20 protein-coding genes are annotated in these 23290 nt (G+C 69.6%); 4 read left to right on the top strand and 16 right to left on the bottom strand.

Annotated features, from left to right (window positions below; all coding sequences use genetic code 11):
- Positions 1 to 26: 26 nt before the first annotated feature.
- From RN607_RS14215 to RN607_RS14200, 4 genes are all read right to left on the bottom strand, one after another.
- Entirely contained in the window at positions 27 to 899 is an 873-nt protein-coding gene (locus tag RN607_RS14215) for a substrate-binding periplasmic protein (protein WP_313543312.1), read from the bottom strand.
- Positions 900 to 984: 85 nt separating this feature from the next.
- Positions 985 to 1731 (bottom strand): amino acid ABC transporter permease, encoded by a 747-nt coding sequence (locus RN607_RS14210; RefSeq protein ID WP_313543310.1) that lies wholly within the window; start codon positions 1729 to 1731, stop codon positions 985 to 987.
- Positions 1731 to 2528, bottom strand: coding sequence for an amino acid ABC transporter ATP-binding protein (locus RN607_RS14205; RefSeq protein WP_313543308.1), 798 nt, complete (start codon positions 2526 to 2528; stop codon positions 1731 to 1733). The genes RN607_RS14210 and RN607_RS14205 overlap by 1 nt, the downstream gene beginning before the upstream one ends.
- Entirely contained in the window at positions 2525 to 3691 is a 1167-nt protein-coding gene (locus RN607_RS14200) for a pyridoxal phosphate-dependent aminotransferase (RefSeq protein WP_313543307.1), read from the bottom strand. The genes RN607_RS14205 and RN607_RS14200 overlap by 4 nt, the downstream gene beginning before the upstream one ends.
- 201 nt (positions 3692 to 3892) lie before the next feature.
- Between RN607_RS14200 and RN607_RS14195 the strand changes: the two genes are divergently transcribed.
- Positions 3893 to 4651, top strand: coding sequence for an HpcH/HpaI aldolase family protein (locus RN607_RS14195; protein ID WP_313543305.1), 759 nt, complete (start codon positions 3893 to 3895; stop codon positions 4649 to 4651).
- 43 nt (positions 4652 to 4694) lie between these two features.
- On the opposite strand, the gene RN607_RS14190 is transcribed toward RN607_RS14195, so the two are convergent.
- Genes RN607_RS14190 through RN607_RS14180 form a run of 3 tightly spaced genes read right to left on the bottom strand, consistent with a single transcriptional unit; the run spans position 4695 to position 7065 of the window.
- Positions 4695 to 5573: a TIGR03619 family F420-dependent LLM class oxidoreductase gene (locus tag RN607_RS14190; RefSeq protein ID WP_313543303.1), complete on the bottom strand. Its 879-nt coding sequence runs from the start codon at positions 5571 to 5573 to the stop codon at positions 4695 to 4697.
- 11 nt (positions 5574 to 5584) lie between these two features.
- A complete protein-coding gene (locus tag RN607_RS14185) occupies positions 5585 to 6313 on the bottom strand; it encodes an SDR family NAD(P)-dependent oxidoreductase (protein WP_313498331.1) in 729 nt (242 codons plus the stop codon).
- Positions 6310 to 7065 (bottom strand): SDR family NAD(P)-dependent oxidoreductase, encoded by a 756-nt coding sequence (locus RN607_RS14180; protein ID WP_313543302.1) that lies wholly within the window; start codon positions 7063 to 7065, stop codon positions 6310 to 6312. Before RN607_RS14180 ends, RN607_RS14185 begins: the two co-directional genes overlap by 4 nt.
- Positions 7066 to 7181: 116 nt before the next feature.
- Here RN607_RS14180 and RN607_RS14175 point away from each other — a divergent pair, with 116 nt between their 5' ends.
- The 3 genes from RN607_RS14175 to RN607_RS14165 are packed head-to-tail and all read left to right on the top strand — an operon-like array spanning position 7182 to position 9497.
- On the top strand, positions 7182 to 8159 hold the full coding sequence (locus tag RN607_RS14175; RefSeq protein WP_313543300.1) for an LLM class flavin-dependent oxidoreductase: 978 nt from the start codon (positions 7182 to 7184) through the stop codon (positions 8157 to 8159).
- Positions 8156 to 8914 carry an LLM class flavin-dependent oxidoreductase gene (locus tag RN607_RS14170; protein ID WP_313543298.1) on the top strand — a complete coding sequence of 253 codons (759 nt, stop codon included), beginning with the start codon at positions 8156 to 8158 and terminating at the stop codon, positions 8912 to 8914. The genes RN607_RS14175 and RN607_RS14170 overlap by 4 nt, the downstream gene beginning before the upstream one ends.
- A 1-nt stretch (position 8915) precedes the next feature.
- A complete protein-coding gene (locus RN607_RS14165; protein ID WP_313543296.1) occupies positions 8916 to 9497 on the top strand; it encodes an Lrp/AsnC family transcriptional regulator in 582 nt (193 codons plus the stop codon).
- Positions 9498 to 9598: 101 nt separating this feature from the next.
- Here the strand turns inward: RN607_RS14165 and RN607_RS14160 are convergent, their stop codons facing one another.
- The 9 genes from RN607_RS14160 to dnaN form a co-directional block, all read right to left on the bottom strand.
- On the bottom strand, positions 9599 to 11830 hold the full coding sequence (locus tag RN607_RS14160) for a glycoside hydrolase family 3 C-terminal domain-containing protein (protein ID WP_313543294.1): 2232 nt from the start codon (positions 11828 to 11830) through the stop codon (positions 9599 to 9601).
- Between the two features lie 67 nt (positions 11831 to 11897).
- On the bottom strand, positions 11898 to 13028 hold the full coding sequence (locus RN607_RS14155; RefSeq protein ID WP_313543292.1) for a hypothetical protein: 1131 nt from the start codon (positions 13026 to 13028) through the stop codon (positions 11898 to 11900).
- The gene (locus tag RN607_RS14150) at positions 13025 to 13195 is read right to left on the bottom strand and encodes a hypothetical protein (RefSeq protein ID WP_313498320.1); all 171 of its coding nucleotides are present in this window, start codon (positions 13193 to 13195) and stop codon (positions 13025 to 13027) included. The genes RN607_RS14155 and RN607_RS14150 overlap by 4 nt, the downstream gene beginning before the upstream one ends.
- Positions 13192 to 15018: an HSP90 family protein gene (locus tag RN607_RS14145; protein WP_313543290.1), complete on the bottom strand. Its 1827-nt coding sequence runs from the start codon at positions 15016 to 15018 to the stop codon at positions 13192 to 13194. Before RN607_RS14145 ends, RN607_RS14150 begins: the two co-directional genes overlap by 4 nt.
- 3 nt (positions 15019 to 15021) lie before the next feature.
- The gene (gene gyrA, locus RN607_RS14140) at positions 15022 to 17655 is read right to left on the bottom strand and encodes a DNA gyrase subunit A (protein ID WP_313545447.1); all 2634 of its coding nucleotides are present in this window, start codon (positions 17653 to 17655) and stop codon (positions 15022 to 15024) included.
- 46 nt (positions 17656 to 17701) lie between these two features.
- Positions 17702 to 19711, bottom strand: a complete 2010-nt coding sequence (gene gyrB, locus RN607_RS14135) for a DNA topoisomerase (ATP-hydrolyzing) subunit B (protein WP_313543287.1) — start codon at positions 19709 to 19711, stop codon at positions 17702 to 17704.
- 185 nt (positions 19712 to 19896) lie between these two features.
- Positions 19897 to 20457 carry a DciA family protein gene (locus RN607_RS14130; protein WP_313543285.1) on the bottom strand — a complete coding sequence of 187 codons (561 nt, stop codon included), beginning with the start codon at positions 20455 to 20457 and terminating at the stop codon, positions 19897 to 19899.
- A complete protein-coding gene (gene recF / locus RN607_RS14125) occupies positions 20450 to 21682 on the bottom strand; it encodes a DNA replication/repair protein RecF (RefSeq protein WP_313543283.1) in 1233 nt (410 codons plus the stop codon). The genes RN607_RS14130 and recF overlap by 8 nt, the downstream gene beginning before the upstream one ends.
- A 9-nt stretch (positions 21683 to 21691) precedes the next feature.
- A complete protein-coding gene (dnaN, locus tag RN607_RS14120; protein WP_313498309.1) occupies positions 21692 to 22819 on the bottom strand; it encodes a DNA polymerase III subunit beta in 1128 nt (375 codons plus the stop codon).
- Positions 22820 to 23290 lie beyond the last annotated feature (471 nt).

Below are 23290 nucleotides of genomic sequence, written 5' to 3'. Positions count from 1 at the left end.
GCCCTCGTCGTGGAGGACGCGTGAGATCAGCAGGCAGGCATCACCGGCATGCTCGTGCCACCGAACGTGTCAAGGTAGATCTGCTCCATCGTGCCGTCGCCCTGTGCGGTGCAGATGAAGTCGTTGAGCGCCGAGACGAGCCCCGAGTTGCCGTCCTGGACCGCCCACGAGCCGTAACCGAGCGAGAGCGGCTCGCTGAGCGCCGCCTCCTTCAGCTGACCGGGGTTCGCGGCGATGTACTGCCCGAGGATGTAGCCCTCGACCACGCCGCCGTCGGCACGACCGGTGGCCACCTCGAGCAGGGCGGCGTTCTGGTCGGCGAAGCCCGTGATGGTGGCGTTCGGGAACGTGTCCATCGCGAGCTGCTCACCCGACGAGCCCTGCAGGGCGGTGATCGTGACGTCGGCCGAGTTGTAGGTGTCGATCGAGGCGGTGCGATCGTCGTCCTCCGCGACCGCCAGGACGGTCGTGTAGGGCACGTACTCCCGCGAGAAGTCGACGACCTCATCACGCTCGGGGGTGTTGGTCAGACCCACCGACACCATGTCGAACATCTTCGACTGGAGGCCCGGGATGAGCCCGTTGAAGTCGAGGTTCTGGATGTCCAGCGTCAGCCCGAGCTCGTCCGCGAGAGCCTGCAGCAGCTCGACGTCGTAGCCGGCGGGGTTGCCGTCGGCGTCCAGGTACATCTCCGGCTCGAACTGGAGGTTCATGCCGACCGTCAGGGTGCCTGGGACCAGGAGCCCCAGGTCCGCGGAGGTCGCCGACGCGGTCGCGCCGCTGCTCGCCTCGTCCGTGGTCTCCGCCGAGCTGTCGCTGCACGCCGCGAGGGTGCCGACCAGCACCGCCGCGAGACCGACGACGCTGAGGCCGCGGACCGCCTTGGAAGTAGTAGTCATGATGAGCCATCTCCTCTGTTGCTGAGCACTGCTGGGAACGTGTGGATCAGTGATCCGCTGTACTTCCGCCTGACGCCCGTGCGCGTCAGGAAGCCTCGGTATGCCGCGCTGCGATCTCCTCGATCCGCGCCCTCTCCCGCGATCGGAGGAGCCGCGCGATCGAACCCGCGGGCGGGCTCGTCGTGGAGCTCTCCAGGGCGCGGAAGAGGAAGTCGATCGCGAAGGCCGCGAGAACGTAGATCGCGGCCGCCGCGGTGTACAGGACGAAGGGCTGGAAGGTGGTCGACACGAGGTTCTGCGTCACCCTCACCACCTCGAGCAGGCCGATGACCGTGAAGGTCGAGGTGTCCTTGACCATCCCGATGAACATGCTGCCGATGTTGGGAAGCGCGATCTTGGTCGCCTGCGGGAGGACCACCGAGACGAAGATCCGGGAACGCCGCATGCCGAGCGCCTGCCCCGCCTCGGTGAGCGCCGCCGGCACCGCGCTGAGCGACGACCGGAAGATCTCCGCGAGGAAGGCGCTGTACAGCAGCGACAGCGCGATCACGCCGGCCTGGAAGACGGTGAAGTTGATGCCGAAGGCGAGCGAGACGCCGAAGTAGACCCAGATCACGCTGACCAGGGCGGGGACGCCGCGGAAGATGTTGATGTAGGCCGCGGCGATCCAGCGCTGCGGACCCTTCGAGAGCCGCATGAGCGCCAGCAGCAGGCCCGCCACGAGGGAGATCACCAGCGCGACGATCGAGACCTGCAGCGCGACCACGAGGCCGTCGAGGAGCAGCCGCCAGTTGTCGCCGATCAGGCTCCAGTCGTAGGTGGTCATCGCCATCATCGCACCGCCTTGATGAACTCACGCGCCCGGTCCGTGCGGCACTCGTCGTAGAACTCGCGGCCGCCCGTCTCGACGACCCGCCCTTGATCCATGAAGACGTTGACGTCCCCGATCTCCTTGGCGAACCCGATCTCGTGCGTGACGACGACCATGGTCATGCCGGACTCCGCGACCACGCGCATCGTCTTCAGCACCTCTCCCACGAGTTCGGGGTCGAGCGCCGACGTCGGCTCGTCGAAGAGCAGCACCTGGGGGTCGAGCGCGAGCGCGCGTGCGATCGCGACTCGCTGCTGCTGGCCGCCGGACAGCTGCGCCGGGTAATGGCCGGCGCGCTCGATCAGGCCCACCCGCTTGAGCTCGACGGCGGCTCGCTCTCGCGCGTCCGCCTTGGAGAGCCTGCGCACCGAGCGCAGCGGGAGCGCCACGTTGTCGAGCGCGGTCATGTTCGGGAACAGGTTGAACTGCTGGAACACCATGCCGACCTTGCGGCGGAGCTCGAGCACCCGCGTGGCGGACGGCTTGCTCGGGGGCCAGAAGGCGGCGTACTCCTCGCCGTCGACCAGCAGCGAGCCGGATGTGGGGGGCTCGAGCAGGTTGATGGTGCGCAGCAGGGTGGACTTGCCCGAGCCCGACGGGCCGAGCAGCACGACGTTCTCGCCTCGGTTGACGACGAGGTCGATTCCCTTGAGCACCTCGAGCTCCCCGAACTGCTTCTTGATGTCGGTCAGCTCGACGATCGGTGTGCCCTCCTGCGAGGGCCGTCCCTCATACGAGGCTGTCGTGTGGTCGGTCATCGGCCGATGCCTCCGTTCGTCCGGTGGTACCAGCCCGCCAGCCTGGCGAGGCCCTCCTCGAGGTCGGGCCTGGCCGCGGCGAGCGAGATGCGGAGGAAGTGCCGGGCGACGTCTCCGAAGGCGGTGCCGGGCGCCGTGGCGACGCCGTGTCCGATCAGGTCGAGCGCGGCCCGGCGTGAGTCGGCCTGCTGGTGAAGCGGGACCATCATGTAGAAGGCGCCCGCGGGCATCGGCGCCGCGATCCCGGCGTCTGCCAGCAACGTGTGCGCGAGGTCGCGCCGATCGCGATAGGACGCGAGGGACGTGGCGACGAAGTCCTGCGGTCCGTTGAGCGCCTCGATCGCGGCGGCCTGCGACGCGGTCGACACGGAGGAGAGGATCGGCTCCTGGAGCTTCGCGATCGTGGGGACGAGCCACCGGGGTCCGGTGAGGTAGCCCACCCGGGAGCCGGTCATCGCGTACGTCTTCGAGAAGCTGAAGACGGAGACGACGCCCTCCGGGTTGAGCGCGGCCGCGCAGACATGGTCGCCGTCGAAGATGATCTGGTCGTAGACCTCGTCGGAGATGACCAGCAGTCCGGCCCGGGCCGCCTCCTCCACGAGCTCGGCCATGACGGCGCGGGAGAAGACGGCGCCGGTCGGGTTGGACGGGCTGTTGACCACGATCGCCTTGGTGCGCGGTCCGAGCAGCGGACGGATGTCGGCCATGTCGGGGACGAAGCCGTTCTCCGGCCGCAGGGGGTAGCGGACCGGCACGGCGCCCCGCATGAGCGTCTGCATCTCATAGTTGGGCCACGCCGGGTCCGGCACCAGGACCTCGTCACCAGGGTCGGTGACGGCGACGATGGTGGCGAGCAGCGCCTCGACAGCGCCTTGGCCCACGACGATGTCGTCCTCGGCGGCGCTCAGCCCGTACGCGCGGTGGAGCCTGCGTGCGATCGCGTCGCGCAGCGCCGGCATGCCCGCGCTGTGCGTGTAGCGGTTCGACGAGCCCATCGCACTGTGGGCAGCCTCCACCAGGTGCGCCGGAGTGCGTGCGCCGGGCTCGCCGATCTCCAGGTGGATCACGTCCTCGCGACCCATCGCGGCGTTGACCACCTCACGTATCCCTGAGCCGGGCACGTGAGCGGCTGACCTCCCTGGGTTCAGCGTGGGGACTGACATCGGGTTCCCTTCGTCCGGCAGGTGACGGGTCGCGTCCCGTCGGCGTCCCGAGGGGTCGAGGCGACGAGTGCGAACCGTCGTTGGAATTGGTCTCACACGCTATTCGTCAGTTGTTTCGTGAAAGCGCATATCGCGTTACATTCATGCAAACTGTCACTCTCAGGCGCACTTTGACTGCCAACTGAAAGGTATGGTGCGGTCATGACCTTGCATACTGAATCAGCGTCGCTCGGAGCGTGGAGCAGCCTCGGCGAGCCGCACGTGGTCCTGTCCCTGCTCGCCGCAAGCCCCGACTGGGTGGTGCTCGACGCCCAGCACGGCGCCTTCGACGCCTCGTCCCTCCGCACCGCGCTGCTGGCGAGCCGTCACGCGACCGGACGCGTCCCCGTCTGGGTGCGGACCCCGGACGGCTCCCCCTCCACGCTGGGAGCCGTGCTCGACATGGGCGCCGACGGGGTCATCGTCCCCATGGTCGAATCCGCCGAGCAGGCCCGCGCGATCACCGCGGCCTGCCTGTACCCGCCGCAGGGCAGCCGCAGCTTCGGGCCGTCGACGCTGCTCAGCGGTGAGGCGATCACCTCCATGGCCGACGCGAACGCTGCCGTGGCGGTCTCGCTCATGATCGAGACGGCCGCAGCGCTGGAGGACGTGCAACGGATCGCGGCGACCGACGGCGCCGAGTCGCTGTTCGTCGGCCCGTTCGACCTGGCTGCGAGCCTGGGCACCACCGTGGACGCGCTGCTCGCGGACGACGCCCCGGATGCGCCGCTGCCTCGCGTCGTGGATGCCGCGCACGCGGCGGGCCTGCGCGCACGCGGATTCGCGGGAGGGCTGGAGCGTGCGCTGCGGATGCGTGAGCTCGGCTTCGACGACGTGGCGGGCTTCACCGACACGAGCCTGATCCAGGCGGGCGCCGCGGCGGCCGTCGCACAGTGGCGCGAGGCTGCGACGGAGCGCTGAGCTCACGTTCGCGGCTGCCGCGCGCACCGCGGATCGCTCCCGGTCAGGCGACCGCCTCGCGGTAGGCGGCGATCTCCTGACCGGACGACGCGGGCTCGCGCGGGGTGTCCAGGATCACCTCGTCGACGCCCGCGGCCGCGAGGGCCGGGAGCGCGGCGACCGTCCTGCGCTGCGCGCCGGCGCTCCCGACCAGCCGCAGCACCACGTGGATCGCTGCGGGATCACGGTCGGCTGCGGCCGCCGCGCCGCGGATGACGGCGATCGCCCCGGCGAGCGCGCTGGGGTCGAGCTGGTCCAACGACTGCTGACCTACCCATCCGTCCGCGGATCGGCCGGCCCTCCGCAGCGCCGCTGGCGAGTGGCCACCGGTGTACAGCGGGACCATGGGGTCGGGCGCGGGGAGCGCGACGATCGGCCCTGGCAGCGTGTAGAACTCACCATCGAAGGGTCCTGCGGAGCCCGTCCAGCACTGTCGCACCAGGGTCATCCATTCCTCGGTGCGGCGCCCCCGTCGCTCGTAGGGGATCCCGAGCGCCGCGAACTCCTCGGCAAGCCAGCCCGCTCCGATCCCGATGGCGACCCTGCCGGGGGCTGCCGAGGCGATCGTCGCGATCTGCTTCGCGGCGAGCACCGGCTGACGCAGGGGAGCGAGCAGGATCGCGGTGCCCAAGCGCACGTCGCGCGTCACCGACGCCACCATCGCGAGGGTGACGAGCGCCTCGAGATCGGGATGCTGCGTGGACCAGCGCGCGACGCCGTCCGCCTCGAACGGGTACGCCGACTCGATGACGTGGGGCTGCGCGATGTGGTCGCTCACCCACAGCGACTCCAGTCCGGCAGCCTCGAGGTCGATCGCCGCCTGCACGACGGCGCGACCTGACGCCTGCGGTCCGGTGTGGGGAAGCCTGGCGCCGATGATCATGGGGGTCTCCGTCAGCCTGCGGCCAGCCAGCCGCCATCGACGGGCAGGTAGGCGCCCGTGATGTACGAGGTGCGCTCGGAGGACAGGAACTCGACCGCCTCCGCGATCTCCTCCGGCCGGGCGGGCCTGCCCATGGGGATCTTGGACATGAGGGACGCGCGCTTCGTCGGGTCGCTCAGCGACTGGGACGACATGGCGGTGTCGGTGACGCCCGGAGCGACGACGTTGACGGTCACCCCTGCGTGGGCCCAGTCGACTGCGAGCGATCGCGCCAGCATCAGGACGGCGCCCTTGGACGAGGCGTAGGCGCTCTGGCCGGGCAGGGCGACCATGGAGTTCGCTGAGCCGATGAGCACGATCCTCCCTCCTTCGCCCTGACGCTCGAACACCCGGAAGGCGGCCTGCGCCACGTCGAAGGAGCCGTGCACGTTGACCGCGTAGACCTGCTCGAAGGTCTCGCGGGAGATCTGGGCCGCAGGGGCACCTCTCTCGATGCCCGCGCATGCGACGACGGCGTCCAGGCGCCCGTAGGTCTGGAGCGCTGCGTCGACCACGATCCGACCGGATCCGGGCACGGCCACGTCGACCGCGACCGCGACGCCGCCGACCTCGTCCGCCACGGCGTTCGCGGCGCTCGGATCGCGGTCGGCGATCACCAGCGAGTCACCTCGCGCCGCGAGTCGTCGCGCGACGGATGCGCCGATGCCGGCGCCGCCTCCCGTGATCACGGTCACCGTCATGAGAGCCATCCTCCGTCCACCACGATCATCTGTCCGCACATGTACGACGATTCGGGCCCGCTCAGGAATGCGACCGCGTCGGCCACCTCCTCGGGCCTGCCGAGCCGTCCGGCCGGGATGCGCGCGGCGGCCATCTCGCTCAGCGACGCCTCATCCGCTCCGAGTCCGCGCATGAGCGGCGTGTCCATCGTTCCCGGCGCGACGCCGTTGACCCTCACGCCGGTCGGAGCGAGCTCGCGCCCGAGCGCCGCGGTCAGCATGCGGACCGCCGCCTTCGAGGTGTCGTAGGCGAACATCGGCGTGCTCGATGCGGTGTACGAGGACGTGGAGCCGACGGTGACGATCGCCCCGGCGCCGCGGGGCACCATGAGCTGGGCCGCGGCGCGGATCACGTGGTACGTCCCCTTCACGTTGACGTCGAGCGCGAGGTCCAGCTCGGAGGCTGAGGACGACAGCAGGGCGCTGGGGCGCGCGACGCCCGCGCAGGTGACGACGGTCTGCAGGGGCGCGGCCTCGTCGGCCTTGCGGACGGCGTCCGCGACGGCCTCAGCGTCGGTCACGTCGAGCGCCACCGCGCGGGCGCTGGCTCCCGCCTGAGCGATCATCTCCACGGTCTCTGCGGCGGCGAGCGCGTCTCTGTCAGCGACGACGACGCGGTCGCCGCGGGCGGCGAGCCGCAGGCACACCGCACGGCCCAGGCCGCTGCCGCCGCCCGTGACAAATGCTGTACCGTCGATCGAAGTGCTTGTCATACGCACATCAAACATCACAGATGTTGCGCGTACGTTAACTAGAAGGACGTAATCGACTGACACTTGAAACATCGATTGGCTATGGTGCTGTCGAACGTCCCACCCTCGGAGGAAGCATGGATATCGGAGTCGGGCTGTACTGCCTGCAAGCCACCGCCTCAACGCCTCGTCACCCGGCCACCGCGTACCGCGAGCTGCTCGACGAGGCCCGTCTGCTGGAGAGCCTGGGCTTCGAGAGCATGTGGCTCTCCGAGCACCACTTCTTCTACGACGGCTACTGCCCTGCACTGCTGCCCGCCGCGCAGGCCGCGCTGTCGGTGACGCAGACCTTGAGGGTCGGCACGGGCATGCTGCTGCTCCCGCTCCAGGAACCGCAGCGCCTCGCGCGCATGGCGGCCGACATCGCCGCCGGCTCCGACGGCCGGCTGGACCTGGGCGTGGGCCTGGGCTACCGCGACGTCGAGTTCGACGGCAAGGGCGTGGCCCGCAAGCAGCGCCTGGGGCGTCAGCGTGCGGGACTCGAGGCGCTCGAGCAGACCGCCGTCCCCGCGGGGACGACGCTCTGGGTCGGGTCCGCCACACCCAAGGCGGTGGCCCGCGCTGGAGCGGCGGGAAGGCCCATCATGCTGTCAGGCGCGAACCCGCTGTCGCTCGTGACCGAGCTGGCGCAGGCGCATCGCGAAGGCTGGGAGCAGGCCGGACGGCCCGGCGGGGTCAAGCCCAAGGTCGTGGCGCTCAGGAACTTCTGGCTCACCGACGACGAGGCCGAGCGTCAGGCGGTGCTCGACTGGCAGCGCGCCAGCTACGTCCTCTACGCCGGTCTCGGGTGGAGCGTGGCCGCGCAGTCGTCCACCGAGGCGATGGACTTCACCACCGACCTGGACGCCGCGCTCAAGCAGGCGGTCGACACGTCCGTCGTCGGATCGGCGCAGACCCTCATCGACGCGCTCACCGAGGTGTCGGAGGCCGGCGTCGACGGCGTGGTGCTGCGATGCATCATCGAGGGCGCTCCCAAGGAGAGGGTGGATCACATGCTCACGCGCTTCGCACACGAGGTGCTTCCCGCTGTTCGCGACCTGGAGGTGGCGGTATGAGGATCGGAATCCGTTGGACGGGCGCTGCACGTCCCCATGCGTGGGTGGACGCCGCCGAGCAGTCCGGCGCCTTCGCGCTGTGGGCGGACCTCAGCGCCGAAGGAGCCGTGCCCGCCAGCACCGTGGCGGCTCTCACCACCGATCCCCGCATCGTGGCGCGGGTGACGCTGGGCGCGGAGAACCCGGTGACTCTCGCCGAGGAGATCGCCGTGCTCGACCTGGTCAGCGGCGGACGCGTCGTCTGCGTCGTCGACACAGGGGAGCTGGACGCGGACGGCGCGGCCGAGGACCTGTGGCTGCTGCGGGCGAGCTGGGCCGCCAGGCCCCTGTCCCACCAGGGCGCGCGTTGGACCGTCCCGTCGGGCCTGAACCCGGGCGCACCGACGAGCGTCATGGTCACTCCCAAGCCGTCGCAGGTCGACGTGCCCGTCTGGCTGACCGGCGCCGTGGCACCGCAGCTGAGCAGCGCCACCGGCCTGCCCATGCTCGCCGAGGATCCGGGCGCGTGCGACGGCGCCGCGCAGGTGCAGCCCGCGACCGCGGCGCTCACAGGCGACCTCGACACCGACCGCGCGCTCGTCGTCGGCTGGGCGCAGGCCGGCGCCACCCACCTGCTCGCCACCGTGCCCGACGACGCCACCGAAGACTTCCTGGTGCGTTACGTGGCAAGGTATCTCCAGCCGGAAGTCGCGATGCCCGCGTTCCCACGCATCATGGCGGAGGCTCCGTTGCCAGCCTCCCTGGATGAGAAGTGAGATGACCGACACGCCTGAAGGAACCGAGCCCAGCGACGTCACGGACAAGGGCCACAGCCCGATGGGCGGGCTGTCGCGCCTGATCCATCCGAGCAGCCCGGCCGTGATGCTCGACGAGATCGACAGGATGCTGGTGACGCTGCTCGCGGAGGATCCGCGCGCCTCGCACCGCAAGCTCGCCCAGAGGCTCAACGTCTCGGGCCCCACGGTGGGTGACCGCATCGCGCGCCTCGAGCGGCTCGGGGTCATCCGTGGCTACACGGTCTCCGTGGACTGGGCCACGCTGGGCCTGCCCGTGGAGGTCTACATCCCCATCATCATCGCGCCCGGCGCGGACCTCGAGCGGATCGTCACCGATCTCAAGCGGATCCCCGAGCTGGCCTCGCTCGACGTGGTCACCGGCGTCTACGACCTGATGACACGGTTCAGGCTCCGCGATCACCTCCACCTGCAGCGGCTGCTGCTGGAGAGGATCTGGCCGATCGACGGCCTGCAGCGCATCGAGACGTTCCTGAGCCTCGGCGCGGTCGACACGGGATCGCTCCTGGAACGCATGATGTCCCCGGACACCGACCTCACCTGAGGGAGGACCGAGCAGACACGGTCCGCCCCCCGCGGCGGAGGCACGAAGGGCCCCGGGGCGTCACAGCCCCGGGGCCCTCGTCGCGTCGTGGGGACGCGTGGTCATGCCAGCCGCTCGAGCGCCTCCAGCATGCCCCGCACGGTCTGCTCGCCCCGGCCGGGCGCGACGAAGTCCGCGACCTTGACCATCGGCATCTGCAGCATCATCCCCGCCATCTCCTCGTCGGCCAGCATCCCCGCGCTGTCGCCGGCGGCAGCAGCCTTGCCGAACTCCTCGAGGACCCTCGCGCCGATCGGGTGCGCCAGCCAGTCGCCGAAGTTCGAGTCGACGTCGAGGGGGACGACCACCGGCGGCACGTCCAGGACGATCGACTGCGTCGCGACGATGTCACGCGACGAGCGGCCCACCTCGACGACGTACTCGCCGGGCTCCACGGTCCAGCCCTGCGTGCCCCAGTAGGCGAAGGCACGGTCATCGAGAGCGAGCTCGACCACGGTGGCCTCGCCTGGAGCGAGCGCCACCTTCTGGAAGGCGCGCAGCTCGCGGACCGGGCGGTCGACGCCTGCGACAGGGTCGCCGACATACACCTGGACGACGTCGGAGCCGGCGCGTTCCCCGGTGTTCGTGACCCGGACCCGCACCGTGGCGGCCGCGATCGTCGGGTCAGGCACATCGACGCCCAGGAGTTCGTGCGCGAAGGTCGTGTAGGACAGCCCGTGGCCGAACGGGAACGCGACGTCACGGTCCGTGGTGTCGTACCAGCGGTAGCCGATGTAGACGCGCTCGCCGTGGCGCACCACCTTGTCGCCGCCCGGCCAGTTCACGTACGCAGGCGTGTGCTCCAGACGCCACGGCACGGTCTCCGCGAGGCGACCGCCCGGCTCCGCCAGCCCGAACAGGATCTGGGCCAGCGCCGATCCACCCGCCTGTCCGGCGAGCCACATGTCGAGGATCGCGGGCGCCTTGCCCACGACATGCTCGAGCGACACGACAGCGCCGTGGGACAGCACGACGACCACGCGAGGGTTGGCCGCCGCCACAGCCGAGAGCGTGTCCAGCTGCACCTGAGGGAGGTCCATGTGCTCACGGTCCCAACCCTCGGACTCGACCGCGTCGGGCAGGCCCAGCATCAGGACCACCACGTCGGCCTGGGCCGCCGCGTCGACAGCGACGCCGAGGAGGGCGTCGTCCTTCCCACCGTCGAACCGATAGGCGGGGGCGTGGACCACGTCGCGACCCGTCGCCTCGGCGATGGCGGCGAGCGGCTCGTCGAGCCGCGTGGGGTTGACGTGCGACGAGCCTGCGCCCTGATACCTGGGCGCGGTCGCGAACGGACCGAGGACCGCGATGGTCCCGCCGTCCTGCGCGAGCGGCAGCAGACCTCCGTCGTTCTTGAGCAGCACCGCGGAGTCGGCGGCGATCTCGCGCGCGATCTCATGATGCGCCGAGGCGGCGAACGTCACCTCGGTCCGCGTCGCGCGCAGCCGCGCGTGCACGTCAAGGATGCGCTGGACCGCCTGATCCAGCACCGCCTCGTCGAGGCTGCCGTCCTTCACTGCCGCGACGACCGTCGCGGGACCGGCCTCGCCCGTGCTCGGCATGGTGAGGTCAAGGCCCGCCTTCAGCGCGGCGACGGGGTCCCAGGTGGCACCCCAGTCGGACACGACATACCCCTCGAAACCCCACTCGTCGCGCAGCACCTCGGTCAGCAGCCAATGGTTCTCGGAGGCACGCACCCCGTTGATGCGGTTGTACGAGCACATCACGGTCGCCGGCTGCGACTTCTTGACGACGCGCTCGAACGCCGGCAGGTAGATCTCGCGCAGGGTCCGCTCGTCGAGCTCGGCGCTGATGCGCATCCGGTCCGTCTCCTGGCTGTTCGCCGCGAAGTGCTTCACCGAGGCGCCGACTCCGAGCGCCTGCAGTCCGTTGATCCATGCGGCTCCCAGCTCACCCGCCAGGAGCGGATCCTCCGAGAAGTACTCGAAGTTGCGCCCGCCCAGCGGCGACCGCTTCATGTTGATGCCAGGACCGAGCAGGACGTCCACCTCCTGGACTCGGCACTCGGCCGCCAGGGCCGCACCCATGCGTTCCAGCAGCGCCGGGTTCCACGAGGACCCGGTGGTCGCTGCGGTGGGGAACGCGGTGGCGGGGACGGACGCGTTGATACCCAGATGATCGCTGCCCGCCATCTGCTTGCGCAGCCCGTGGGGACCGTCGGTCAGCATGGCCGACGGGACACCCTTGTCCTCGATGCCGACCGTTGTCCAGAAGTCGGCGCCGAACACCAGGCGCGCCTTCTCCTCGAGCGTGAGCGTGGTGGGATCGGGCATGACGGCTCCTCGGTGACAGCGTGCCGGGCCGCACTCCGCGGGCGGGCACTACGGGCTCGTCGAAACGTTACAACAGCGGTCCAGGAACCTGTGACTCCGCGCCGCACACCGTGCGCTGCAGCTGTTCCACGTGGAACATCGTCCCTGCTCGCGCGTCGAACCTCCCGGCAAGCTCCCGTGCGGCCGTGAGCACGACCGGTGCGGCGGTCGCCACGGTCCACCCCTCGCCTCGAGCCGGGAGGAGGGGCCTCACGCTCGGGACGTCCACCCCCGTCAGGCAGCGCTCTCCGAGACCTCGGCGCTGCAGGCCGGCCAGCACCGCCGCGATCTCTCGCAGCGCGCCCAGTCTCAGGTGGGTCGCCAGCGCCGAGCCGTGCACGTACGGCAGCGCGGCCTCCACATGGCCGACAGCCTCGTCCAGCCGTCCCGTCACCAGCGCGTACCGCGCCAACCGGCCCCGCACCTCCGCAGTCGTCGGCCTCGCCGCCACGCGACGCACCGCGACCCCGTACGCCGAGTCGGCATCCTCGCGACGATCCGACGCGAGCCAGGCGAACAGCCCGCGCGACAGGGCGGAGGCGGGCTGATCCAGGTCGTCGCACGGATCCGTGGCGAAGTCGTCGACCGCCATGACCACCGCGGCGGCATCGCCGGCGGCCTCCGCGATCTGCGCGGCGATGTCCCGAGTGCAGCGGACGCAGTGGGCAAGACCGTCTCCCGGCACGCGCAGCGCGGCACCGATATGCGCGCTGGCCAGCGCGACGTCGCCGAGCGCCCACGCATGCAGCGCCCCGAGCGTCCCGAGCGCATGCTCACCTGCGCCGGGACCCAGCCGACGCGCATGCTCGGCGATGAGATCCTCCACCTGCACCGGGCTCAACGCGTCGGACAACGCCAGCTGACGGAGCGTCCAGTCCTCCAGGTACAGCAGATCCTCAGTCCCCGACGCGCGACGGGGGAAGCGTGTCGGATCCGAGTCGTGGCGGACGACGCACCAGGCCAGATGCGTGACGGCCTCGGACACCTCGAACCGTATGGCCGAGTTCGGGACGAGCCGCATGCGCGCGGCGTACTCGGCGTCGAGGTCGTCGGCCTCGCGGGCGAGGCTCACCGCCTCGACGAGCAGCGAGGCCTGCTCCTCGAGCTGCCAGGTCCGATCCGCCCTGGCGATCAGGGCGAGCGAGCGGGCGGCTGTCATCGCTCCTTGGCGATCTTCCGCGCCGCAGCGACCTCATGCGTCGCGGCGACCGTCGCGGCACGCGCCGCCTTCGTGGCAGCCGCCGCTCGCGGCGGCGCGGTCCGGTCGACCTGCGGCATCGCGTCCTCGGACTCGACCTCGTCAGGACTCTCGTCCGGCTCGTTCATGCGAAGTCCTCCGGTCTCACCACGCCGAACCCGGACAGTCCGACGCTCAACGCGACGAGCTCGCTCACCGCGTCGGTGAGCTCCTGGCGGTCGCGCCCTTCCACAGGATGATGCCCCTCGAGCAGCGCAGTGACCAGCATCAGGCGGATCGCGCGCGCGAGCACCGCGTCGTCCTCGAGCCGTGCGAGCGCGCGCACCGCCTCGTTCGACCAGTCGAGGCAGAGCCGCGCGGTGGGGTGGTCCGCGCCGTCGCGCCGCTCGGCCTCATCCACCGCATCGAGCACCTGGGCCCACAGCGCGTCGCCCTCCGCGCGAGCGCGCCGTCGATCCGCTGCGCGGAGCATCGCGGAGTCCTGCACGAACACTGCGGGCATGCGACCACCCGGCATCACGCGCACGTCGACGCTCACGCCTTCGCGATCCACGAGCGTGGCGGCGGCGCGGCGCGCGAGCGCGCGCGCGGACTCGGCGTCCTCCTCGGGCGGCCGCTCGAGCGCGTCGACGATCGCGATGACGTCCACAGGCTCGGTGCGAGCGAGGCCCAAGCGGTCGACGAGCCGCATGATCGCCTCGTCGTAGGCGTGCCCGGCGTTGATCACGAGCTCCGCGCTCAGGGGAGCGACCTGCCTGAACTCGTCGACTGTCGGCGTGTAGCGCAACGGCTCTCCCGAGGCGAGCAGGTCGCCTAGCCGACGTTCGCCGTGCGAGGTCGGCACCACCAACGCAGGCAGGAGCACCCCGGCAAGCTCCGGGTCGGACAATGCGAGCTGCCGCAGCGCGAGTCCGTGGACGGCAGCGAACACGCGCAGCCGTGCGGGGTCCGCGATCGCAGTCTGTCGGATCCATTCGCGCAGGGCTGTGCCGATGCCCTCCCTGGTGACGGTCAGCGCGTCGTCGTCGACAAGCGCCTCTCGGCTCGCGGTGGGGTTCAGCCCCGTCGAGTCGAGGGCGAGCGCCGCGAAGAACGCCCAGTCGGGCAGCAGGCCGGTCACTCTGCTGCCGACGAGCATGCCGCCCAGGTGGCACAGGGCCGGGGCCGCGGTTCCGGGCGGGGGAGGCGTGGGGAGCACATAGGCGGTCCCGCGAGTCCCCGTCGCGGCAACGGTGATCGGGATCGCCGCGAGCGGCACGGCTCCCAGCAGCTCTTCGCCATACAGGCGGCGAGCCACCTCGTCACCGAGGAATCCAGGTGTCTCGTTGATGCTCACCCACCCGCCGCTCGGATCAGCGAGCAGCAGCGCCTCGGGAAGATGGCTCGCGAAGCGCGTCGCGGAGGTGCGGACGGAGGCGGAGGCTGCCAGCACGGCGGCGTCCGCGCGGGGCCGCACCGACACCATGGATCCCACCGGCACTGCGGCCGCGTCCGGCCCGTCCAGCTCGCGCACGGTGAACGTGCCGTCAGACCGGCCCACCCACAGGCACGGCGGCGCGCCGCCCAGCGAACGGGATCTGACCTGCACCTCGTCGCCGATCATGAAGGCGCTGAGCAGTCCCACCCCGAAGCGGCCGAGCCTGTCCGTGCGGGGCAGGTCGAACAGATCCCGCTTGGAGGATCGGCCGACGGTGGACAGCAGCTCGCGCGCCTCCTGCGAGGTGAGGCCGATGCCGTCGTCCTGGATCACGAGCATCCCGTCACCCACGTCTGCCGGCGTGATCGCCACGGTGCCCTGGAAGCCGTGCTCCACCTCGGTCCGCGCCCGGATCGCATCCGCCGCGTTCTGTATCAGCTCCCGCAGGTAGACGCGCGGGCTGGAGTACAGCGAACGCCCGAGCAGATCCACGACCCCTGCGAGGTCGACCTGGAACCGCTCGGGCGCCGCCATGGACTACTCCGCGCTGTCGGCGCCGGGCGCCTCGGCCTCCGCAGCCGCACCCTCGACCGCAACCGTAGCGGCTGACGTGGTGTCGACGGCTGCACCCTCGACGACTACGCCCTCGCCGGCCTCGTCATCTGCCTCGTCGTCGCCGAGGTTGCGCTCGACGTTGCGGGCGATGCCGATGATGCGGTCGTTCTTGCCGGGCTTGGCGAAGATGACGCCCATCGTGTTCTTGCCCTTGACGGGGACCTCGGACACGGGCGAGCGCATGACCTTGCCGGACTCCATGATGACGAGCACCTCGTCGGTGTCCTCGACGAGCATGGCGCCCACGAGGTCGCCGCGCTCCTCGGTGAGGGTGGCGACCTTCACGCCCAATCCGCCACGGTGCTTCGCGGACCAGGCGGACGCAGAGGTCCGCTTGGCGTAGCCGGCGGCCGTGACGACGAACGAGTACGGACCGTCGCCGAGGATCGCGTCCTCGTCGACCTCCACCTCGACGTCGGCGTCCTCCGCGGCCTCGGCCGTGCCGGCGAGGATGACGTCCATGGCGAGCAGCTCGTCGTCGTCGCGGAAGGACATGCCCTTCACGCCGGACGTGGCGCGGCCCATCGATCGGAGCTCGTCGTCGGAGGCGTGGAAGCGCAGCGACTGGCCCTTGCGGCTGACCAGCATGAGGTCGTCCTCGGGGCCGGCCAGGCGCGCGGCGATCAGCTCGTCCGGACGCGTCTCGCCGTCCTCGCCCTCGACCTCGCGCAGGTTGATGGCGATGAGTCCGCCGCTGCGGTTGGAGTCGTACGCCTCCAGGTCGGTCTTCTTGACCAGGCCGCGCTTGGTGGCGAGCACCAGATACGGCTTGTCCTGGTACGTCTTGAGCTCCATGACCTGGGCGATCTCCTCGCCGGGCTGGAACGCCAGCATGTTCGCCACGTGCTGGCCCTTCGCGTCGCGACCGCCCTCCGGCAGCTCGTACGCCTTGGCGCGGTAGACGCGGCCCAGGTTCGTGAAGAACAGCAGCCAGTGATGCGTCGTCGTGACGAAGAAGTGGTCGACGGTGTCGTCCGAGCGCAGCGAGGCGCCTCGGATGCCCTTGCCACCACGCTTCTGCGCACGGTACTGGTCGGAGCGGGTGCGCTTCGCGTAGCCACCGCGGGTGATGGTGACGACCATCTCCTCCTCGGCGATCAGATCCTCGACGTCCACGGAGCCGTCGAACGGCGACACCTCGGTGCGTCGCTCGTCGCCGAACTTGCGGACGATCTCGGTGAGCTCCTCGGAGACGATGGAACGCTGACGGTCCTCGGAGCCGAGGATGATCTGCAGCTCCTTGATCTCCTCCATGAGCTTCGCGTAGCGCTCCTCGATCGACTGGCGCTCGAGGGCGGCAAGGCGGCGCAGCTGCAGGTTGAGGATTGCATCGGCCTGGACCTCGTCCACGTCGAGCAGCTCGATCAGGCCCTGACGCGCCTCGTCGGCTGACGGGGAGCGCCGGATGAGCGCGATGACCTCGTCCAGCTTGTCGAGCGCCTTCACGTATCCGCGCTGGATGTGCGCCTCGCGCTCGGCCTCGCGGAGACGGTACGCGGTGCGGCGCTGGATCACCTCGATCTGGTGCGTGACCCAGTGCTTCACGAACTGGTCGACGGAGAGCGTGCGCGGTACGCCGTCCACCAGCGCCACCATGTTGGCGCCGAAGTTCTCCTGGAGCTGGGTGTGCTTGTACAGGTTGTTCAGCACGACCTTCGCGACCGCGTCGCGCTTGAGCACGATCACGAGTCGCTGGCCGGTGCGGCCGGACGTCTCGTCACGGATGTCGGCGATGCCGGTGACCTTGCCGTCCTTGACCAGCTCGGCGATCTTCAGGGCGAGGTTGTCGGGGTTGACCTGGTACGGCAGCTCGGTGACCACCAGGCACTGGCGGCCCTGGATCTCCTCGACGTTGACCACGGAGCGCATCGTGATGGAGCCGCGACCGGTGCGGTAGGCCTCCTCGATGCCCTTGCGTCCGAGGATCATCGCGCCCGTGGGGAAGTCCGGGCCCTTGATCCGCGCGATCAGCGCCTCCTGCAGCTCCTCGCGGGTGGCGCCCGGGTTGTCCAGGTACCACTGGACGCCGTCGGCGACCTCGCGCAGGTTGTGCGGCGGGATGTTAGTCGCCATGCCGACGGCGATGCCGGCCGAGCCGTTGACCAGCAGGTTCGGGAAGCGGGACGGCAGGACCACAGGCTCCTGCGTGCGGCCGTCGTAGTTGTCCTGGAAGTCGACGGTGTCCTTGTCGATGTCCCGGACCATCTCCATGGCGATCGGCGCCATGCGGGACTCGGTGTATCGGTGGGCGGCCGCAGGGTCGTTGCCGGGGGAGCCGAAGTTGCCCTGGCCGTCGGCCAGCGGGTACCGCAGCGACCAGTCCTGGACCATGCGGACCAAGGTGTCGTAGACCGCGGAGTCACCGTGGGGGTGATAGTTGCCCATCACCTCGCCGATGATGCGCGTGCACTTGGAGAACGCGCGGTCCGGTCGGTAGCCGCCGTCGTACATCGCGTAGACCACGCGACGGTGGACGGGCTTCATGCCATCACGGACGTCCGGAAGGGCACGGCCGACGATGACGGACATGGCGTAGTCCAGGTAGGACTGCTGCATCTCCACATTGAGATCGACCTTCTCGATCGCTCCGTGGTTGTGGACCTCAGATGTCAAGGAACCTCACGTCCTTCGCGTTGCGCTGGATGAAGCTGCGGCGTGCCTCGACGTCCTCACCCATGAGGATGGAGAACGTCTCGTCCGCCAGGGCGGCGTCGTCCATGGTGATCTGCAGGAGGGTGCGGGTCTCGGGGTCCATCGTGGTCTCCCACAGCTCCGAGTAGTCCATCTCGCCCAGACCCTTGTAGCGCTGGATGCCGTTCTCCTTGGGGAGCTTGCGGCCGGCCTCGAGCCCCGCCTTGACGAACGCGTCCCGCTCACGGTCGCTGAAGGCGTACTCGTGCTCGGCGTTCGACCACTTCACGCGGTAGAGGGGAGGCTGCGCCAGGTACACGTACCCGGCCTCGATGAGCGGACGCATGTAGCGGAACAGGACCGTGAGCAGCAGCGTGCGGATGTGCTGGCCGTCGACGTCGGCATCGGCCATCAGCACGATCTTGTGATAGCGCGCCTTGTCGATGTCGAACTCGTCGCCGATGCCCGAGCCGAAAGCCGTGAACAGCGCCTGGATCTCGGCGTTGCCGAGTGCGCGGTCCAGACGGGCGCGCTCGACGTTGAGCACCTTGCCCCGAAGCGGCAGGATCGCCTGGGTCGCAGGGTTGCGGCCGCGGACGGCGGACCCGCCTGCGGAGTCGCCCTCGACCAGGAAGATCTCGGAGATCGACGGGTCCTTCGACGAGCAGTCGCGCAGCTTGCCAGGCATGCCGCCCGACTCGAGCAGGCCCTTGCGGCGGGTCGCCTCGCGCGCCTTGCGAGCGGCCATGCGGGCGGCCGACGCCTGGATCGACTTGCGGACGATCTCGCGCGCCTCGTTCGGGTGCGCGTCGAGCCAGTCAGTGAGCTGCTCGCCGACCATGCGCTGCACGAAGGTCTTGGCCTCGGTGTTGCCCAGCTTGGTCTTGGTCTGGCCCTCGAACTGCGGCTCGCCGAGCTTGACGGAGATGACGGCGGTCAGGCCCTCGCGGACGTCGTCACCGGTGAGGTTGTCGTCCTTCTCCTTGAGCAGGTTCTTCTCACGTGCGTACTTGTTGATGAGGGTGGTGAGCGCGGCGCGGAAGCCCTCCTCATGCGTGCCGCCCTCAGTCGTCGCGATCGTGTTCGCGTACGTGAACACGGACTCGGAGTAGGCGGTGGTCCACTGCATGGCCATCTCGAGCGAGATCTTCTTCTCGGTGTCCTCGGCCTCGAGGCTGATGATCTCCGGGTGCACCTCCTCGGCCTTCTTGGTCGAGTTGAGGTGGGCCACATAGTCGACCAGGCCGCCGTCGTAGCGGTAGGTGACGGTGCGGGAGGTGGGTGCAGCCTCGTCGTCGGCGACCTCGTCGTCCTCCGCCACGATGTGCTCGGCACGCTCGTCGGTGAGGATGATGGTGAGGCCCTTGTTGAGGAAGGCCATCTGCTGGAACCGGGCGCGGAGCGTCTCGTAGTCATAGACGGTGGTCTCGAAGATCTCCGGGTCCGCCCAGAAGGTCTGGGTGGTTCCGGTCGCGTCCGTCTCCTCACCCTGGATCAGGGTGCCCTGTGGCTTGCCGCCGTCGGCGAAGCTCTGACGCCACACATGACCCTGGCGGCGCACCTCGGTCTCGACCTTGTAGGAGAGCGCGTTGACCACCGAGATGCCGACGCCGTGCAGACCACCCGACACCGCGTATCCGCCGCCGCCGAACTTCCCGCCGGCGTGGAGGATGGTCATGACGACCTCGACGGTCGGCTTGCCCTCGGTCGGGTGGACGTCCACCGGGATGCCTCGACCGTTGTCCGTGACCCGCACGCCGCCGTCGGCCATGAGCGTGACGGTGATGGTGTCGCAGTAGCCGGCGAGCGCCTCGTCCACAGAGTTGTCCACGACCTCGTACACGAGGTGGTGGAGACCGCGTTCGCCCGTGGAACCGATGTACATTCCCGGACGCTTGCGGACGGCCTCGAGGCCCTCCAGGACGGTGATGTTGCTCGCGCCGTAGTCGGACGTGCCCGACTTGACGTCGTCTTCAGCCACGTGGATCGCCTTTCAAGCCCCTGTCGCGGCCTGAGACGGCACGCGACATATCTCGGATCATTCTAGTGGCTCTACGGGCGATTTTGGGCCGATTCCGACGCTATTCGGCAGTCGCGCCCCACCGATACTTCGGCGTTCTCAGATCGTGCACGTCAGGGGCGGCGTGTCAAGGGGTCTGCGGCGGATCACCCATAGGTGTCGCGGGGGCCGCGCCCCTTGACGGTGCGGCGGCCCTTGGTCCACGAGCGAGCCGTCGGACCCAGCACCTTGAGGTCCTTCACCAGGTCGCGCCCGAACTCCTCGTTGAGCCGATGGGTCAGCTGGCCCTTCATGAGCGTGAGCTGCGTGGCCCACGCGGTGGTCGAGGCCTTGACCGTGAGCACTCCGTCCTCGAAGCCGAGCGGCTCGCAGCGGTCGGCGATCTGGTCGCCGACCACCTCGCGCCAACGCGCCGTCACCGAGGTGATCTCGATCTGCTCCGCCCATCCCATGCGACGCATGAGCGCCGCCACCGCGTCGGACATCGGCTGCGGGTCACGACCCTTGCCGTAGGGGAGCGCGTCCCGGTCGGTCTGCTCGCGCTTCAGGTGTCGGTCGCGGCGGGCGGCCCGTGGACTGCCCACCCGGGCACCGCGTTCGCGCGCGGACTCGCGTGCTCGCTGCATGGCCTCGCGCGCGATGTCCTGAGCCGACCGGAGCGGGGCATCCTCGAGATCGGCGGCGGGTTCGACCTCGTCGTCAGCCATGCTGCGGGTCCTCCCCCGGAGCGGCGCCATCCAGACCGACCTCGTCAGGCACGGCCGCGCTGAGTCCGTCCTTGGCGACGCGGATCGTCGCCGAACCGGCGGGGTGCGCCGCCAGCTCGGCCGGCACGTCGTCGGCGACCGCTGCGGTGATGAGCACCTGACGCGCAGACGAGAGCCGGTGGGCGAGCGCCGCACGCCGACCGGCGTCGAGCTCGGCGAAGACATCGTCGAGGATCAGCACGGGCTCGCCATCAGGATCGTCATCCGGGCCGCCTTCGGCGGTCAGCAGCGCATAGGTTCCCAGACGAAGAGCCAGCGCGCAGGACCAGCTCTCGCCATGGCTCGCGTAGCCTTTCGCTGGCATACCAGCGAGGATGATGTCGAGATCATCCCTGTGGGGCCCCGCCAGGTTGACACCGCGGTCGATCTCCTGCTGCCGGAGCGTACGAAGCCTGCCCAGCAGGCGTGCCTCGATGAGGTCCGCAGGTGCACCTTCAGGCAGAGGCTCCACCGGTTCGGCGTCGCGGTGGGCGGGCGCGTCCAGCGAGGTGGCGTAGGCGAGCTGGCATCGGCCACCTTCTGGCGCGACGTCCGTGTAGGCAGCCGACACGTGCGGCGCAAGCGCGGCGACCGCTCGTCGTCGCGCCGCGACGATCCGTCCACCCAGCTCGGCGAGCTTCTCGTCCCAGATGTCGAGCATCGTCAGGTCGCCGCGCGCGTTCTTGGCGGTCTTCAGCATGGATCCTCGTTGACGCAGCACCCGATCGTAGTCCGAGAGGTCGCCGGCCATGGCGGGCTGCAACGCGACGACGAGCTCGTCCATCAGCTGACGGCGCCCGGCGGGATCTCCCTTCACGAGCGCAAGATCCTCCGGCGCGAAGACGACCGTGCGGAGCACTCCGAGCAGATCGCGGGGGCGGGCCTGGCCTCGGTTGAGTCGGGCCGTGTTCGGGCGCCCGGCAGCGAGGGTCACCTCAAGCGAGAGCGCGCGACCGTTCTTCTCGATGCGCGCACCGATCACCGCCCGCTCGGAGCCGAACCTCAGCAGCGGCGCATCGGTCGCGACCCTGTGCGAGGACAGGGTGGACAGATACCGGATCGCCTCGACCAGGTTCGTCTTCCCCTGCCCGTTGCGGCCGACGAATGTCGTGACGCCAGGCGCGAGCGCCAGATCGAGGCTCCCGTAGGAACGGAAGTCGGCCAGCTGGAGGTGGGTGACGCGCATCCTCGAGGATCAGGATGCGATGCGGATGGGCACCAGAAGGTAGCGGAACTCGGATGCGAGGTCGCCACCAGGCTCGGACAGCCCGATGAACTCGACAGGCTTCGTCTCCTGCGTGAACCCGAAGCGGACATATTCGGTGCCAAGGGCACCTAGGCCGTCGAGCAGGTACTGCGGGTTGAACGCGACCGTGATGTCGCCGCCCTCAACGGTCGCCTCGAGCGCCTCGGACGCCTGTGCGTCCTCGGTCTGCCCGGCGTCGAGGGTGACCTCGCCGTCGATGAAGGCCAGCCGCACGGACGAGTTGCGCTCCGCCACGAGCGACACGCGCTTGGTCGCGTCGATGATGTCCTGCGTGCGCACGACCGCCGTGATCGGGCTCTCGTCGGGGAACAGGCGTCGGACCTGGGGGTAGTCGCCGTCCATGAGCAGGGAGGTCGTGACCAGGCCGCCGGCGGAGAAGCCGACGAGGTCGACGCCCTGGCCAGAGCTCAGTGCCACCGTGACGTCGCCGGCGCCAAGCGCCTTGGCTGTGTCGGTCAGGGTCTTCGCTCGGACGAGCGCGATAGCGGACGCGTCGGAGGCCGACGGCTTCCACGACAGCTCGCGCAACGCGAGTCGGTACCGGTCGGTCGCGAGGAGCGAGACGTGCGATCCCTCGATCTCGATACGGATTCCCGTCAGGATCGGCAGCGTCTCATCGCGGGACGCCGCCACGCTCACCTGAGCGACCGCGTGCTGGAACTCGGTGCCGTCGATGGTGCCGGACTGCTCGGGCAGCTGCGGGAGATCGGGGTACTGGTCCACCGGCATCGTCGCAAGCGTGAACCGTGAGGCGCCACAGGTCACGGAGACCTTGGTGCCGTCGAGCTCGAACTGCACCGGCTTGTGCGGCAGGGCGTTGGCGATGTCACGGAGAAGACGACCGGAGACGAGCACCTCGCCAGGGGTCTCGACGTCGGCGGCGAACTCGCCGCGCGCGGAGACCTCGTAGTCGAAGCTCGACAGACGGACGACGCCGGTGGCGTCAGCCTCGAGGTGGACGCCGGCGAGGACGGGGACTGGTGGGCGTGCCGGAACGGCGCGCGACGTCCACATCACGGCGTCGGTGAGAACGTCGCGATCGACGGAAAACTTCATGGGTCTCTCCTTGTGTCTGCGCCACAGACTACGCCAGATCGCATGCGGCGCCAGGGGTGCGGGGGAGCGTGGCGCGATGCGTCATGAAGGTCGTCTGGGGAGGAATGACAAGAAGGTACGAGTAGTGGTCATAGGGGCGGTGGATTCTGGGGATTACCGTCATCGGCGCTGGTAGTCGATCATTCGTGGCTGTGGACGTGACGTGGATCGCTCTGAGGAGGATGTGATTCCGTCAGTGGAGAGCGCATCGGAACTCACAAGAAACTTCTTGTCGTTCACAGGTTGTCCCTTGAGCATGGAGACGTCGTTCACAAGAACTCACAGGCTTTTCCCCAGGTGTGCATGAGTGGTCGATCTGTGATATCTAGAGCCCGATTTCATGTGACACGAGGTCGTGTCGGCACCTTCCCTGGGGAAGTCACAGGTCGAGCAAGCAGACCGAGCAACCGGTGGAGCGCTGGATCTCCGAGC

It is taken from the genome of Demequina capsici (assembly GCF_032102965.1).
Lineage (GTDB): Bacteria > Actinomycetota > Actinomycetes > Actinomycetales > Demequinaceae > Demequina > Demequina capsici.
This window is presented reverse-complemented; position numbering and strand designations above follow the sequence as displayed.

Coding starts and splice junctions, on each gene's coding strand:
- RN607_RS14185 (WP_313498331.1), bottom strand. CDS start 6,313: ATGACGGTGACCGTGATCACGGGAGGCGGCGCCGGCATCGGCGCATCC.
- RN607_RS14155 (WP_313543292.1), bottom strand. CDS start 13,028: ATGACAGCCGCCCGCTCGCTCGCCCTGATCGCCAGGGCGGATCGGACC.
- RN607_RS14205 (WP_313543308.1), bottom strand. CDS start 2,528: ATGACCGACCACACGACAGCCTCGTATGAGGGACGGCCCTCGCAGGAG.
- RN607_RS14215 (WP_313543312.1), bottom strand. CDS start 899: ATGACTACTACTTCCAAGGCGGTCCGCGGCCTCAGCGTCGTCGGTCTC.
- dnaN (WP_313498309.1), bottom strand. CDS start 22,819: ATGAAGTTTTCCGTCGATCGCGACGTTCTCACCGACGCCGTGATGTGG.
- RN607_RS14145 (WP_313543290.1), bottom strand. CDS start 15,018: ATGGCGGCGCCCGAGCGGTTCCAGGTCGACCTCGCAGGGGTCGTGGAT.
- RN607_RS14175 (WP_313543300.1), top strand. CDS start 7,182: ATGGATATCGGAGTCGGGCTGTACTGCCTGCAAGCCACCGCCTCAACG.
- RN607_RS14130 (WP_313543285.1), bottom strand. CDS start 20,457: ATGGCTGACGACGAGGTCGAACCCGCCGCCGATCTCGAGGATGCCCCG.
- RN607_RS14190 (WP_313543303.1), bottom strand. CDS start 5,573: ATGATCATCGGCGCCAGGCTTCCCCACACCGGACCGCAGGCGTCAGGT.
- RN607_RS14200 (WP_313543307.1), bottom strand. CDS start 3,691: ATGTCAGTCCCCACGCTGAACCCAGGGAGGTCAGCCGCTCACGTGCCC.
- RN607_RS14160 (WP_313543294.1), bottom strand. CDS start 11,830: ATGCCCGATCCCACCACGCTCACGCTCGAGGAGAAGGCGCGCCTGGTG.
- RN607_RS14195 (WP_313543305.1), top strand. CDS start 3,893: ATGACCTTGCATACTGAATCAGCGTCGCTCGGAGCGTGGAGCAGCCTC.
- recF (WP_313543283.1), bottom strand. CDS start 21,682: ATGCGCGTCACCCACCTCCAGCTGGCCGACTTCCGTTCCTACGGGAGC.
- RN607_RS14170 (WP_313543298.1), top strand. CDS start 8,156: ATGAGGATCGGAATCCGTTGGACGGGCGCTGCACGTCCCCATGCGTGG.
- gyrA (WP_313545447.1), bottom strand. CDS start 17,655: ATGCAGCAGTCCTACCTGGACTACGCCATGTCCGTCATCGTCGGCCGT.
- RN607_RS14180 (WP_313543302.1), bottom strand. CDS start 7,065: ATGACAAGCACTTCGATCGACGGTACAGCATTTGTCACGGGCGGCGGC.
- RN607_RS14165 (WP_313543296.1), top strand. CDS start 8,916: ATGACCGACACGCCTGAAGGAACCGAGCCCAGCGACGTCACGGACAAG.
- RN607_RS14150 (WP_313498320.1), bottom strand. CDS start 13,195: ATGAACGAGCCGGACGAGAGTCCTGACGAGGTCGAGTCCGAGGACGCG.
- RN607_RS14210 (WP_313543310.1), bottom strand. CDS start 1,731: ATGGCGATGACCACCTACGACTGGAGCCTGATCGGCGACAACTGGCGG.